Origin of the sequence: Roseinatronobacter domitianus, assembly GCF_023336755.1 — a bacterium.
Classification (GTDB): Bacteria; Pseudomonadota; Alphaproteobacteria; order Rhodobacterales; family Rhodobacteraceae; genus Roseinatronobacter; species Roseinatronobacter domitianus.
Genome location: NZ_JALZWP010000010.1, coordinates 113,039 through 127,505, shown reverse-complemented (window position 1 = coordinate 127,505; position 14,467 = coordinate 113,039). Strand labels below are relative to the sequence as shown.

Genomic DNA, 14,467 nt, shown 5'->3' with positions numbered 1-14,467 from the left:
CCTGAAGGTTTTTCGATGTGGGCCGCAGCACGACGTTGGCGGCCATGAGCTTGCGGCTCACGTTGACAAACCTCGGAAGGAGGAAGCCGCGGGGGTCTTGGATTGGCCTATGGGGAAAGTGTGCAGACGGTTGCAGCGACGGCTGTGTCAGAGATGTGGCTGAAGGTGCGCATAGTGCCCGAGACGATCATGAACGCGCCTGATGATCCCGGAAACACTGAGCGATCTTGTGTGATAGCTATCACGTTTCGCGTCGGAGAAGGCTGGGCGCAGCCTGTCGTGACCGGGTCTGCCTTGGGCAGCCGGTGGAGTTGCGCGTCATCTGACAGGCGGTGTGTCATGCGGCCCGCTCCCGTGGTGGTGCGCGCGACATTGGCTTTTGCCCACGGCGGAAGATCTCGATGATGCGCATGGGGCCGCCGCAGCAGGGGCATGGTTCGCGCAGGGTGAGTGGGATGATTTCGCCGTTTGGTCCTGATGCGGCAGCCTGTTCGGGGCGCTGGACGCAGAGCAGGGCACGGATCTTCGTGATGTTAGCCTTGCGGGTTGAACTGGCCAGTAACCCGTAATGCCGGATCCGGTGGAACCCATCGGGCAGGACGTGGATCAGAAATCGGCGGATGAACTCAGGCGTGGCCAGCCGCATGACCTTTTGCCGGTCGCCGGACTTGATGCGGTAATCCTTCCACCGGAAGGCGACGGTTTGGGCATCGGCGCTGACCAAACGGTGGTTCGAAATCGCCACCCGGTGGGTGTATCGGCTCAGGTAAGCCAGCACTGCCTTCGGCCCCCCGAAGGGTGGCTTGGCATAGACCACCCATTCGGAATTGCGGAATGGGTCGAGCCAAGCGGTAAAGGCATCCGCCTGCGACAGCCGTTCCAAGTCGCCATAAAAGGACAGGTCTCCGGCCTGGTGCAGCGCCGCCAGCCCGTTCAGAAAGAGGCGCCGGAATAGGCGTGACAGCACGCGCACATGCAAGAAGAACCCGGGCTTGCTGGCGACCCACTTGGTTCGGTCAGGCGACAGGCCGCCGCCCGGCACGATCATGTGGATATGCGGATGGTGCGTCATGGCAGACCCCCAGGTGTGCAAGACGCTGGTCATGCCCACCCGCGCGCCCATGCGCTTGGGATCGGCGGCGATGGCCATCACTGTTTCGGCCGACGCTTTGAACAGCAGGCCGTAGACCGCCCTCTTGTTCCAATAGGCGATCTGCGCAATCTCGGCAGGCAGCGTGAAGACGACGTGGAAATACTCCACGGGCAGCAGGTCTTCGGCGCGGGCCGCCATCCAGTCGCGCGCAGCCGGCCCCTGACACTTTGGGCAGTGCCGGTTCTTGCAACTGTTGTAGGCGATGTGATGGTGGCCACACTTTGCGCACCCGGCTACGTGCCCGCCGAGCGCCTCGGTCCGGCAGGCTTCGATCGCGGACATTACCTTCAACTGTGAGAGGCTGACATGTCTGGCATTGGCCTGCCGCCACGCAGGACCATGGGCGCGAAAGATGTCAGCGATCTCCAGAGATGGCCGGGGCATAGCCCGGGCGTCAAGGGGGTCCTTCTGTTCGGAGCACCCTGTCCTGCACAAGCTTCATCTGCTCGAAGGGGCTAACGGTGCTCTGGATCGTCTTGGTGGCGACATGGGCATAACGCGCCGTGGTGCTGAGCTTGGCGTGACCCAGCAGCACCTGGATGATCCGCACATCAGTGTTGGCCTCCAGCAGATGCGTGGCGAAGCTGTGGCGCAGCGTGTGCAGGGTCGCGGGCTTTGTGATCCCCGCCATATCCTTGGCCGCCATGAAAGCGCGGTTCAATTGCCGGGGAGACAGAGGCGAGATCTTTGGCAAGCCTGGAAACAGCCATCCTTCGGGGCGGGACTCGCGCCAGTATTGCCGCAATATTTCGAGCAGGCTGGGCGATAGCATGGCTTGCCGGTCCTTGCTGCCCTTGCCTTGGTCAACATGGATCAGCATGCGCTGGCTGTCGATATCGCGGACCTTGAGGTGGCAGACCTCCGATGCTCGAAGCCCCGCCCCGTAACTGATGCCGAGGGCTGCCCGATACTTCAATCCTGGTCCGGGCACCGAGGCGAGAAGCTTCGCGACTTCCTCGACGCTCAGCACCACCGGCAACTTCCGTGGCTGACGATGGAACTGCATGTATCGCTTCATTTCCTCACGCCCGCAGGTGACGCTGAAAAAGAACCGCAGTGAAATTATCCGGACATTGAACGTGGATGCCGAAACCGCGTCCTTCGTCATCTGAAGCTGGTAGGCCCGCAAGTCATCCGGCGTGGCGGTATCTGGCGAACGCCCCAGAAAAGCAGCGAAATGCTTGATGCATCGGATGTGCCCTTTCTGCGTCTTCTCGCAGAGACCGCGAATATCCATGTCTTCGATCATCCGCTGGCGCAGCGGGGTGGTCTTCTCCTCCTTCATGGGAACCTCCTGTCTGACGGTGGGAAAGACCCCAATCGTCAGCCCAGAAGGGCCTGCCACAAAGAAAAACCATGAAACATGTTCCAACGTCGCGGTCAGGCGCCAATGCCGCAAAGCGGCTTAGTCCTTCCTGCCCTTTGCGCAGGGCGGTGTGATTTCACAGGCAACAGCGTTTCCCATGCGCGGCGGCACGACCGGGCTGATGGGTGAAGCCGGACCAGAGGCGATCTTGCCGTTGCAACGCGGGGCCGATGGGCAGCTTGGCGTGCGCGCGGGCGGCGGTGGCGGCGGCGCGGTCAACGTGACCTTCAACATCTCGACCCCCGATGTGGCGGGGTTTGAACGCTCGCAAACGCAGATCGCGGCGCAGCTGGGCCGCCTGCTGTCCCGCGGTCAACGCAACGCTTGAAGATAAGGGGGTAAGTATATGGCTTTCCATGACATTCGTTTTCCGGCCAATCTTAGTTTTGGCGCGCTTGGCGGGCCGGAGCGGCGCACGGAAATCGTCGAACTCGCCAATGGGTATGAGGAACGCAACACGCCCTGGGCCGCTTCGCGCAGGCGCTACGATGCGGGCGCGGGCCTACGCGCGCTGGACGATCTGGAAGCCATGATCGCGTTCTTTGAGGCGCGCCAAGGCCGCTTGCACGGGTTTCGCTGGAAGGATTGGGGCGATTACCGCTCTGCCAAGGCGTCCCAAGCCATCACCGCATTTGACCAGCTTATTGGCACCGGCGACGGGGTGAGCCGCGATTTTGCCTTGCGCAAGGCGTATAGCTCTGGCGCGCAGACCAGCTACCGCGCCATCACCAAGCCCGTTGCGGGTAGCGTGCTGGCCGGTGTGGGCCAGACCGCGCTGACCTTGGGCGATGATTACACGGTCGATACCACGACCGGCACTGTCAATTTCACCCGCGCCCCGGATGTGGGCGCAGAGGTCCGCGCCGGGTTCGAATTTGACGTGCCGGTGCGGTTTGACACCGATCTGGTGCAGGTCTCTGTCGCCAGTTTCAAGGCGGGCAGCTTGCCCTCGGTCCCGGTGCTAGAGGTGCGGCTATGACCCTTGCCGATCATCTGGCCACCGGCACAACCACGGTCGCGCGCGCTTGGGCGCTGACCCGCGCCGATGGTGCAAGCCTTGGATTTACCGACCATGACCGCGATCTGAGTTTCGACGGTATGACCTTTCGCGCCGAAGCCGGGCTGACCGCGCGCGCGTTGGAACAGGTCACGGGGCTGGCTGTGGACAATTCCGAAGCCGTGGGCGCGATGCGGGGCTGACCGAGGCCGACATCATGGCCGGGTGCTATGACGGCGCGGAACTGACCATATGGGAGGTGAACTGGCAGGACATGGCCGAGCGGCGCGTGCTGTTTCGCGGCAGTTTGGGCGAGATTACCCGCACCGGCGACGCGTTCCGCGCCGAGTTGCGGGGCCTGTCCGAGGTGTTGAACCAGCAAGGCGGGCGGGTCTACCATGCTGCCTGCTCGGCGGTGCTGGTCGATGGGGCGTGCCGGTTCGACACCAGCGCGCCGGGGTATTCGGCAGAGATCGTCTTGGCGGGCCGCGCCGAGGATGCGTTGATCTTCGACGGGTTGGACGCCTTCGTGCCGGGCTGGTTAACGCATGGCCGCCTGACTGCGCTCAGCGGACAGGCTCAAGGCCTGGTGGCGCTGATCCGGTTTGACCAAGGGACCGCCGCGCGGCGCATCACGCTATGGGACGCTCTGCGCGCGCCTGTAGCTGCGGGCAATCTGTTCCGGTTGGAAGCGGGCTGTGACAAGCAGGCCGCCACTTGCCGCAACAAGTTCGGCAATTTCCTGAACTTCCGGGGCTTTCCGCATATTCCGGGTGAAGATTGGCTATCGGCCTATCCCAAGGCCGACCAAGCCAATACGGGCGGATCATGGCGGTCCTGAGCCGTGACCCTGTTGCGCTGGCAGAGGCTTGGCTGGGCACAGCTTACCGCCATCGCGCCAGCTTGTGCGGCAGCGGTGCCGATTGCCTTGGGTTGATCCGGGGCATCTGGCGCGCGCGCTATGGGTTGGATGCGGAAATGCCGCCACCCTACAGCCCAAGTTGGGCCGAATCCGGCGCGGGAGAGCCGTTGCGTGACGCGCTGATGCGCCACCTGATCCCGGCGCAGATCCCGGCTGATGGGCAAGTCCTGCTGTTTCGTTTGGCCCCGCGTGCGCGCGCCAAACATCTGGGTATTCAATGCGATAGCGGGCGCGGCTTCATCCATGCCTGTCCGCGTGCGGGGGTCGTCCGTGCGTCGCTCTCTGCCCCCTGGGCGCGCCGTATCGTGGCGCGGTTCAACTTTCCGCCCCTTCCAGATGAATAGGTGATCCATGGCGACGTTAGTTCTTTCCGCGGTCGGTGCGTCTATCGGCTCCAGCTTTGGGGGTGCGGTGCTGGGCCTGTCGGGCATGGTTATCGGGCGCGCGGTGGGCGCCACCTTGGGCCGGGTCATTGACCAACGTCTGATGGGTGGCGGATCTCAGGTCATCGAACAAGGCCGGATCGAACGCCTGCGCCTGACCGGCGCGCTCGATGGCGCGCCTGTGCCACTGGTCTGGGGGCGTGTGCGGCTGGGCGGTCAGGTGATCTGGTCCAGTGATTTTCTGGAAAGCGTTACCACCAGTGGCGGTGGCGGCAAGATCGTGAAAAAGCCAACGGTCAAGGAGTTCAGCTATTCCATGTCGCTTGCCGTGGCGCTGTGCGAAGGGCCGATCCTTGGCATAGGCCGGATCTGGGCGGATGGTCAGGAAATTGCACCTGCCGACCTGAACATCCGGCTTTACACCGGGTCCGAGGACCAATTGCCCGACCCGCTGATCGACGCGGTCGAAGGCGCGGGCAATGCCCCTGCCTATCGCGGCATTGCCTATGTCGTGATCGAGGATCTGGAACTGGGCGCTTTCGGCAACCGCGTGCCGCAACTCTCCTTAGAGGTGATGCGCGCGGTCGATACGGCTGACGGTGTGACCGGGCTTGTGCAGGGCGTGGCGCTGATGCCGGGCACCGGCGATTTTACCTATGCGACAACGCCGGTTTTTAGCCGGTCCGGAGAGGAGGTGATCGAAGGCCCGCGCGTGGTCGAAGACGTGGTGAACGCACCCGATACGCCGATGAACCTGAATTCGCCCACCGGGCTGACCGACCTAGACGCCGGGCTGGATGCGCTGACCCGCGAATTGCCCGACTGCCGCTCGGTTGTCATGGTGGTGTCGTGGTTCGGGTCTGACCTGCGCGCGGGGGCGTGCCAGATTGAACCCAAGGTGGAATTCCCCGACCGGGTCGCGCCCGATTACCCGTGGTCCGTGGCCGGGCGCGCGGCGGCGGACACGCCGCAAGTGCCGTTGCAGAACGGCCAGCCCGTTTATGGTGGAACACCTGCCGACCGCTCGGTGATAGAGGCCATCGGGGCCTTGCACGCGCGCAGCCAGAAGGTCGTGTATTACCCGTTTATCCTGATGGATCAGCTTGCAGGCAATGGCTTGCCCGACCCCTATTCCGATGCCACCGATCAGCCCGCGCTGCCATGGCGCGGGCGGATCACGACGGCCAAGGGACCGGGGCAGTCGGGTAGTCCTGACGGCACCAGCGCGGCCGAGGCCGAGGTGGCCGATTTCTTCGGAACTGCCAGTGCTGCCGATTTCACCGTTACCCAAGGCAACGTGGGCTATGACGGCCCGGATGAATGGCGCTACCGCCGCTTCATCCTGCATCAGGCGGCGCTTTGCGCGGCGGCGGGTGGGGTGGATGCGTTCTGCATCGGCTCTGAAATGCGGGGGCTGACGCAGATACGCGGGCCGGGCAACAGCTTTCCTGCCGTCGCCGCGCTGGTCGCGCTGGCCGCAGAGGTGCGCACGTTGCTGGGGCCAGAGTCCAAGATAACCTATGCCGCCGACTGGTCGGAATATTTCGGTTATATCACGTCGCAGGGCGACCGTTTCTTCCATCTGGACCCGCTTTGGGCCGATGCCAATATCGACGCGGTTGCCATCGACAATTACATGCCACTGTCGGATTGGCGCGACGGCACCGACCATGCCGATGCGGGTTGGGGCAGCATCTACAATCTGGATTACCTGACCGCCAATGTCGCAGGCGGCGAAGGGTATGACTGGTTCTATGCCAGCGATCTGGACCGCGACCAGCAACGCCGCACGCCCATTCGCGACGAGAGCGACTGGCGCGAGGATTGGATCTGGCGCTACAAGGATATTCGCGGCTGGTGGGAAAACGACCATCACGACCGCGTGGGCGGGCAACGCGCGGTGCAGAAAACCGCGTGGGAGCCGCGCTCGAAACCGATCTGGTTCACCGAATACGGGTGCCCGGCCATCGACCGGGGCACCAATCAGCCCAATGTGTTTCTGGACCCGAAATCATCCGAAAGCCGCGCGCCCCATTTCTCGCGCGGGTGGCGCGATGACACGATCCAGATGCAATATGTGCGCGCGGTCCAGCGCTATTGGACAGACCCGGCGCATAACCCGGTGTCGGAGTTCTACCAAGGCCCGATGGTGGACATGTCGCGCGCGCATCTTTGGGCATGGGATGCGCGGCCTTACCCGTGGTTTCCCGGCAATACAGAGCTGTGGAGCGATGGGGAAAACTGGCGGCGCGGCCAGTGGGTGACGGGGCGGGCAACCGCGCAGCCGCTGGATGCGGTGATCGCGGAAATCTGCGCGCGCGCCGGTTTGAGCGCGGTGGATGTCAGCCGCGTCTCTGGCGTGGTGCGCGGCATGGCCACACCCTCGACCGACAGCCCGCGCGCCATGCTGCAAGCCCTGATGCTGGCCTATGGCATCGACGCGGTGGAACGCGACGGCATCTTGCGCTTCAGCTTGCGTGACGGGCGGGCGGTGGCTCGGCTGGGGCAAGACGCACTTGTGCGCCGCGATGGCGGCGATCTGACCCGCATTCGCGCGCCGCAAGCCGATGACGCGGGGCGCGTGCGCTTGGGCTATGTCGCCGAAGGGGGCGATTTCGACCTGCGCACGGCAGAGGCCGTGTTCCCCGATGCAAGTGCGGCGCGCGCGTCGGGGTCCGACCTGCCGCTGGTCCTGCCCGAGGGGGAAGCACGACTGATCGCGGAACGCTGGCTGACCGAGGCGCGGGTGGCGCGCGATCAGGCGCGTTTTGCGTTGCCGCCCTCGTCGGGCTTGGGCGCGGGCGATGTGGTGGAACTTGTCACCGAGGGCGGGTCTGCGCTGTGGCGCATTGACCGCACCACGCTATCCGGCCCGCGCGAGATGGAGGCGACCCGCGTCGAACCCGGCGTTTATGGCTCTGGCGAAACGGATCTGGGCACGCGGAATGGGGCAAGCTACACCGCGCCGGGGCCGGTGCAACCCGTGGTGCTGGATCTGCCGCTGATACCGGGGGCCACGCGCGACCACGCGCCTTGGCTGGCAGTCTCGGCGCGGGTCTGGCCGGGGGCGGTGGCCTTGCATCACCGCGCCGGCACGGACCAGTTTGTGCTTGCCGCGCTGGTCGCCACGCCCGCCCAGATCGGCGTGACCGAAACTGCGCTGCCCGCAGCCCCGGCGGGTCGCTGGGACACTGGTCCGGCACTTGTTGTGCGGATGTTGCGCGGTGGCCTGACGTCGGCCTTGCCGATTGATGTGCTGAGCGGTGCCAACCTTCTGGCCATCGGGCAGGGCGCGGACTGGGAAATCCTGCAATTTGCAGAGGCCGAGTTGATCGCCTCCGATACCTATGCGTTGCGCCGCCGCCTGCGCGGCCAGCAGGGCAGCGATGGGGTGATGCCGGAGCAATGGCCCGAAGGGTCGCTGGTGGTGGTGCTTGATGAGCGTCTGGACCAGATTGACCTGCCGCGCGACGCGTTGGGCGTGGCGCGTGACTACCGGATCGGTCCCGCAAGCCGTGGGATTGACGATGCCAGCCAACGCGATTTCGCCCTGACCGCCCAAGGCGTGGGGCTGCGGCCCTACCGACCCGCGCATTTGCGCGCACGGGTCATGGCAGGGGGCGATCTGGGGGTAAGCTGGATACGCCGCACCCGCGCGGGTGGGGACGCCTGGGGGGCAGGCGATGTGCCACTGGCGGAAGCCTATGAGCGCTATGTCTTGCGGGTGCGACTGGGCGGCGCGGTGCTGCGCGAGGAAACCCTTGCCGCACCGGGCTTTGTGTATACCGCCGCGATGCAGGCCACCGATGGCGCGGGCGCGAGCTTTGCGATAGAGGTGGCGCAGATTTCCGACACGGTTGGGCCGGGACCGCTGGCCCGGATCGAGGTGCTGGTGTGAACGGCGCGCCCGCCGTGGCGCCCACCCGCCCACCCCGCGCCGCCACGGTCGTGGCGGCGCTTGCGCCCCGGCGCGCGCGCGAGTGCGGTTGCCAGCGGATGCGCCCAGTGACGCCCGGTGATATCATGGCTGCGGCGCGGGTGCTGTTGCTTCTGCCGGAAGAGGCTTGGGAGAAGCGCCTTGAGGCAATGCTGTCGCAGGCCGAGGCGGCCGAGTGCCACCGCACCCGCACGGGTCGCGCACATCCGCGCTACGGCAACGGCACGCTGATGAGCGTGGCCACGCCGCAGGGCGCCCCCCCGGCGATGGGCGATCGCCGTTTTCTGGCGGCAATGGGGGCCTTGATCGCGGCGGTTCTGGCGCGCTCAGAAAGCCTTGAAGGTCATGGTCGTCAGTGTGCGGCTGATGCCGGGAATGTCGAAGAGCGCTTCTGACAGGTAATGCCCCACATCCTTGTCATCGGGGATATAGAGTTTTGCGATCAGGTCATAGTCGCCCGAGGTGGAGTAGAGTTCCGAGACCACCTCGCGGTCATAGATGGCATCGGCAACCTCGTAGGTTTTGCCGGGAATGCAGCGGAACTGGACGAAAACGCAGCGCATGGGGCCTCCGGGTGTTGAGGTTCAGGGGGCTTTGCCCCCTCTGGGCGCGGCCGCGCCCATTCACCCCCAGGATATTTGGGCAAGGATGAAGAGGGAAGGGTTATTCTGCTTGCAGGGTCAGCGGGGCGGCTTGAGCGCCGAGATCTTCTGTGGTGAGTGGCGTTTTGGGACGGGCCAAGCGATTGCGAATAACCCAATGCAGGCGGGTTTCCGCCCGCGTGATCGCGACATAGGCGAGCCGTTTCCAGAGCGCGATACCGCCTTCGCTCCGCCCGGCGCGCGCGGCGGCATAAAGGTCGGGGGCAAAGACCTGAACCTCGGGCCATTGCGAGCCTTGGGCCTTGTGGATGGTGCAGGCCGCGCCATGCACGAAGGCTGCCCCCATCGCGGCGGCGAAGGGGATGAACGGGTCCTCATTAGGGTCTTTTTCGATCTTGACGATGGAGGCCACCGAGATCTGCGGGTCTGGCGCGCCGAAGATGTGCAGGCGCGAGAAGCCCGGTTTGCGCCCCGGTCCCAGATAGACCACCTGCGCGCCCTTGATGAGGCCCCGCGCTTCCAGGTCTATGCGTTTGGCGCGGTGTTTGAGCGGCAGTTCCAACCCGTCGCAGATGAGCGGTTCGCCCGCCAGAAGTGCATCTTCGGGCGCGCCATGAGCGGCGCGGAAGGCGTGGATCAGGCGCAGGCGGGTTGCGTTGCGCCACACCAGCACCGGTGAGCGTGCCATGAGGTCGCTATCCGCACGCTCGGCCAGATGCACGCGGTCGTCATCGCGGGCGGCGGCAGTGATCTGGTCTTCGAATTGCTCGAAGCTCAGGTCGGGGTCGGCCAAGGCATGCGCAAGGTCGAGGATGGGATTATCGGCGGCCTGACGGTGGATGCGGGCCAGATGCATCTTTTGCGGGGCTGGAAGGTGGTCGAAGACCATTTCGCCTGCGCCACCCACCGGGGCGAGCTGCGCCGGGTCGCCGAACAGGACCAACGTGCCGAAGAGTTCTTTCAGGTCTTCAAGCTGGCGCGCATCCAACATCGAGCTTTCATCGACGAAGCCAATATCGAGCGGGTCGTCGCGGCGCTTCCAGCCGGTGATGAAATCGGACCCGCGCAAGCCTGCTGCCGCCAGCGCACCGGGAATGGACGGGGTTTGCGCATAAAAGGCAGCGGCCCGGTCAAGAGCGACATCCTCCATGCCTTCGATTGTCGGGCGCGGGGCCTGGCCTGCCAGCCATTCGGCGATTTTTTCATATTCCGGATCATAGACCGGCGAATAGAGAATGCGGTGCAAGGTGGTTGCGGGCACACCGCGCCCCCGCAGCACCGAGGCCGCTTTATTGGTCGGAGCCAGCACCGCCAGCGAGCGGCGGTCGCGGCGTTTGCGGGGTTCATACTCGCCGGTGACAATCTCGACCCCGGCGGCGGTCAGTGCCTTGGTCAGCCCGGCGAGCAGCAATGTCTTGCCCGACCCGGCCTTGCCGGTAATGGCCAGCACCGTGCCGCGTGTATCGGGCATGGGGCCGGTCTGGCCTGTATCAAGATCAATTCCCGCAGCGTCGAGCGCGGCGCAGACGCGCGCCCAAGCCTGGGATTGGTCGTCGGAAAGCGTTGGCAGGTCTAGAGACATGCAGCAGCTTTAGCGCATGGCGCACGCGATGCAAACGTGGTTTCGCCCGCTTGCAGCCGCGCGGGTGGCGGCGTAGCCTGTGGGCAGCTTTCGTCACAGGAGCCATCATGCCCATCCGCAACCGTTTTGCCGCGCGCTTGACCGACCATGCAGCCTGGCGGCGCGATTTTCATGCCCATCCCGAATTGGGGTTCGACTGCCACCGCACCGCCGCCACTGTGGCCGAGAAGCTGCGCGCTTTCGGCTGCGATGCGGTCGAGGAGGGCATTGGCGTGACCGGCGTTGTGGGGCTGATCCATGGACGGGGCGGCCCCGGCCGCTGCATTGCCCTGCGCGCCGATATGGATGCGTTGCCGATGCATGAGGCCACTGGCAAGCCCTATGCCAGCACCGTGCCGGGGCGGATGCATGGCTGCGGGCATGACGGGCATATGGTGATGCTTCTGGCCGCCGCCGAAGCCTTATGTGAAACGCGCGCGTTTGACGGCACGGTGGCGGTCATCTTCCAACCCGCCGAAGAAGGCGGCGGCGGCGCCAAGGTGATGTGCGACGCGGGGCTGATGGACCGGTTCGGGATTACCGAAGTATATGGCCTGCACAATCGCCCCGGCCATCCGCTGGGAGAGTTCAACATCCGCGCGGGTGCGTTCTATGCGGCGGTGGATGAGTTTCGGCTGGTGATCGAAGGCAAGGGCGGACATGCCGCAAAGCCCGACCAGACCATCGACCCGGTGGTGGTCGCCAGCCACCTGATCGTGGCCTTGCAAACGGTCGCATCGCGCAACACCGACCCGACGCAGAACATCGTGCTGTCGGTCTGCGGGGTGGACACATCCAGCCACGCGCATAACGTGATCCCGGCGCGAGTGGCGATTGTCGGGACGATCCGCACGCATGACGCGGGGGTGCGTGACCTGGCAGAAGCGCGGCTGCGCGCGCTGGCGGAGGGCACGGCGCGGGCGTTTGGCGCGCTGGCAGAGGTGGAGTTCCTGCGCGGCTACCCGGTGATGGTGAACCACGCGGAACACACCGACTACGCCCGCAAGGTGGCGCTGGACGTGTCGGGGCAGTGCGTGGAAGCCGGGTTCAACATGGGCGGCGAGGATTTCGCCTATATGCTGGAAGAACGCCCCGGCGCGTATATCGTGCTGGGCGCGGGCGACGGACCGGGCCTGCACCACCCGCAATACGATTTCAACGACGAGGTGATCCCCTATGGGGCAAGCTGGTATGTGGGGGTTGTGGAGGAGAGGTTGGGAATAGCTGCTGATCTTCCCTGATCGTCTATTCAATTAGCCAAGATTAGCGCTTGTGATATAAAGTATCCTTATAAAAATTTAATGGAGTTGAGAATTTTGGACCAATCTAAGGCAGAGAAATTGGGCTTCTTTTTCCCAAATAATAACACGCTCGCTAGCAGAGCACTCTATGATTTTCTAGTTGATTATCACAAGATGGTTGATCTATTTTATTTTACTCTTCATTTGGCGCATAGTGCTGACGAGGTAGCTTTAGAAGCTAGTAAAGCACTTATTTTAGGCGCGGAGAGTGAAGATGAGAAGCAGAAACATCAAGCGAGGATAGATAATCCAGAACGTGCAGTTAAAAAACTTCATGAATTTAAGTATCTTAACTCGAAGAATCTTACAATCAACACTGTCGACTCTTTTCTTTGGTTTGTTTCGGCAGCTATACAGAGCGCAATGAAAGCGAAGCCAGAGATTGTGAAGTCAGGAGAATCTGTTAGGGTAGAAGATATTTTTGACTTTAAGAACAAGAAGGAGTTGATTGACTACTTAATTGATCGAAAAATTAATTCACTCTCATATGGTGGTATGTCTAAGGTTGAAAATTTTATTAAGGATTCGATGGGAGTGGACCTATTTCCCGTTGAGAGTGATCGTGAGGCTCTAAAGATTTTTTTAGAAGTAAGAAATATCCAAGTTCATAATCGAGGTTTTGTCAATAGAATATTTTTGGGAAGGGTGAAGAAGCATCCAAAATTCAGTTTTATCGAAGGCAAGAGAACACATCTAAATTTTGATGAATTAATTTATTTGACCGATGTATGTGTTCGGACAGCTATCGATCTTGATACCAAAATATGCGAGAAATTTTCTATCAGAAGGAAGCGGTACTCGACGTGGTTTAAAGGCAGTGTGTCTAAGAAGCCTAGCGGTAAGAAATCGCCACGATAAAGGGAACTGCTGCCCCCCCCACCCCACGCGGCGGCGCTTTGATGTCCGTCAGCGCGCTGATTTTCTGTGGAGGGGTTTGGCTTCAATAAAGTGCCTAGGTCGTCGCATAGCAGTGCCACCGCCCGCGGCGGCGCTGGCGCTCTGGCGCGCAAACGGGCAGATGCGTCGAACCGGGCTGACCCAAGGTAAACTGCCTGTTTTTTAGGCCGCAATGCTTGACTCTCGGGACGTGGCGTCGTCCATTTGGGGGATAAGGCGCATGGTCGCAGGGGAAATCCGCCGATCCGCGCGCCTTGAAGCCGCCCGCTCAGTGGCGGCACACTCAACCTGGAGGATCTAAATGACCAAACATCTGACAGCTGGCGTTTTCGCCTTTGCCACCGCTTTTGGCGGGGCAGCCGTGGCGCAGGACCAGACCTTTATCTCTATCGGCACCGGCGGCGTGACCGGCGTGTATTACCCCGCGGGCGGCGCAATCTGCCGCTTGGTCAATCGTGACCGCGCGGAACACGGCATCCGCTGCGGCGTGGAATCGACCGGCGGGTCGATCTTCAACATCAACGCCATCCGCTCGGGCGAGCTGGAATTCGGCGTCGCGCAGTCCGACTGGCAGTTCCATGCCGCCAATGGAACCTCGCGCTTTGAAGAAAACGGTGCGTTTGAGGAATTGCGCGCGGTCTTCTCGTTGCACCCCGAGCCGTTCACCGTGGTCGCACGCGCCGATGCGGGCATCACCAATTTCGACGATCTGGCGGGCAAGCGCGTGAATATCGGCAACCCCGGTTCCGGCCAGCGCGGCACGATGGATGTGGTGATGGAAGCCATGGGCTGGACCGTCGACACCTTCGCCCAAGCCACCGAATTGCCGCCCGCCGAGCAGTCGCTGGCGCTGTGCGACAACAATGTGGACGCGATCATCTACACCGTTGGCCACCCGTCGGGTGCCATTCAGGAAGCGACCACGTCATGCGACACCGTGCTGGTGAATGTGGATAATGACGCGATTCGCGGGCTGGTCGAAGAAAACTCTTACTACCGCATGGCGACCATCCCCGGCGGCATGTATCGCGGCAACGCCGAGGACGTGACCACCTTCGGTGTGGGCGCGACCTTCGTGTCCTCGACCGCTGTGTCGGACGATGTGGCTTATGAGGTGGTCAAGGCGATCTTCGAGAACCTGGACCAGTTCAAGGCGCTGCACCCGGCGCTCGATATTCTGGATGCGCAGACCATGGTCACGGACGGCAATTCTGCCCCGATCCATGACGGCGCGGCACGCTACTACCGCGAAGCGGGCCTGATGGACTGATCGGCCCACGGCCGTTAG

Annotated in this window: 11 protein-coding genes and 2 pseudogenes; 9 read left to right on the top strand and 4 right to left on the bottom strand. The window is 63.1% G+C overall.

The window, feature by feature from the left end:
* Nucleotides 1-337: 337 nt before the first annotated feature.
* A complete protein-coding gene (locus M3N55_RS11455; protein WP_249059046.1) occupies nt 338-1,537 on the bottom strand; it encodes an IS91 family transposase in 1,200 nt (399 codons plus the stop codon).
* Nucleotides 1,538-1,547: 10 nt separating this feature from the next.
* Nucleotides 1,548-2,438, bottom strand: a complete 891-nt coding sequence (locus tag M3N55_RS11450) for a tyrosine-type recombinase/integrase (protein ID WP_249059043.1) — start codon at nt 2,436-2,438, stop codon at nt 1,548-1,550.
* A 130-nt stretch (nt 2,439-2,568) separates the two neighbouring features.
* On the opposite strand from M3N55_RS11450, the pseudogene M3N55_RS11445 reads away from it, so the two are divergent.
* The 6 genes and pseudogenes from M3N55_RS11445 to M3N55_RS11420 all read left to right on the top strand — a co-directional run.
* Nucleotides 2,569-2,847, top strand: a pseudogene (locus M3N55_RS11445) (phage tail tape measure protein); the annotation flags it as partial.
* A gap of 18 nt (nt 2,848-2,865) precedes the next feature.
* Nucleotides 2,866-3,498, top strand: a complete 633-nt coding sequence (locus M3N55_RS11440) for a DUF2460 domain-containing protein (protein WP_249059040.1) — start codon at nt 2,866-2,868, stop codon at nt 3,496-3,498.
* Nucleotides 3,495-4,357, top strand: a pseudogene (locus M3N55_RS11435) (DUF2163 domain-containing protein). Before M3N55_RS11440 ends, M3N55_RS11435 begins: the two are co-directional and overlap by 4 nt.
* The gene (locus M3N55_RS11430) at nt 4,345-4,782 is read left to right on the top strand and encodes a C40 family peptidase (protein WP_249059037.1); all 438 of its coding nucleotides are present in this window, start codon (nt 4,345-4,347) and stop codon (nt 4,780-4,782) included. The pseudogene M3N55_RS11435 and the gene M3N55_RS11430 overlap by 13 nt, the downstream one beginning before the upstream one ends.
* Before the next feature lie 7 nt (nt 4,783-4,789).
* Nucleotides 4,790-8,719 carry a baseplate multidomain protein megatron gene (locus M3N55_RS11425; RefSeq protein ID WP_249059034.1) on the top strand — a complete coding sequence of 1,310 codons (3,930 nt, stop codon included), beginning with the start codon at nt 4,790-4,792 and terminating at the stop codon, nt 8,717-8,719.
* Complete coding sequence (locus M3N55_RS11420) at nt 8,716-9,153, top strand: DUF7742 family protein (RefSeq protein ID WP_249059031.1); 438 nt, start codon at nt 8,716-8,718, stop codon at nt 9,151-9,153. Before M3N55_RS11425 ends, M3N55_RS11420 begins: the two co-directional genes overlap by 4 nt.
* Here the strand turns inward: M3N55_RS11420 and M3N55_RS11415 are convergent.
* Nucleotides 9,085-9,321, bottom strand: a complete 237-nt coding sequence (locus M3N55_RS11415; protein ID WP_249059029.1) for an Lrp/AsnC ligand binding domain-containing protein — start codon at nt 9,319-9,321, stop codon at nt 9,085-9,087. The two genes, M3N55_RS11420 and M3N55_RS11415, sit on opposite strands and share 69 nt — an antisense overlap.
* A 100-nt stretch (nt 9,322-9,421) precedes the next feature.
* Nucleotides 9,422-10,942, bottom strand: coding sequence for an ATP-dependent DNA helicase (locus M3N55_RS11410; protein ID WP_249059027.1), 1,521 nt, complete (start codon nt 10,940-10,942; stop codon nt 9,422-9,424).
* A 107-nt stretch (nt 10,943-11,049) separates the two neighbouring features.
* Here M3N55_RS11410 and M3N55_RS11405 point away from each other — a divergent pair, with 107 nt between their 5' ends.
* The 3 genes from M3N55_RS11405 (at nt 11,050) to M3N55_RS11395 (ending at nt 14,449) form a co-directional block, all read left to right on the top strand.
* Complete coding sequence (locus M3N55_RS11405) at nt 11,050-12,222, top strand: M20 aminoacylase family protein (protein WP_249059025.1); 1,173 nt, start codon at nt 11,050-11,052, stop codon at nt 12,220-12,222.
* A 75-nt stretch (nt 12,223-12,297) separates the two neighbouring features.
* Nucleotides 12,298-13,140, top strand: a complete 843-nt coding sequence (locus M3N55_RS11400; RefSeq protein WP_249059023.1) for a hypothetical protein — start codon at nt 12,298-12,300, stop codon at nt 13,138-13,140.
* Nucleotides 13,141-13,480: 340 nt separating this feature from the next.
* Nucleotides 13,481-14,449: a TAXI family TRAP transporter solute-binding subunit gene (locus tag M3N55_RS11395; protein WP_249059021.1), complete on the top strand. Its 969-nt coding sequence runs from the start codon at nt 13,481-13,483 to the stop codon at nt 14,447-14,449.
* The last annotated feature ends 18 nt before the right edge of the window (nt 14,450-14,467 follow it).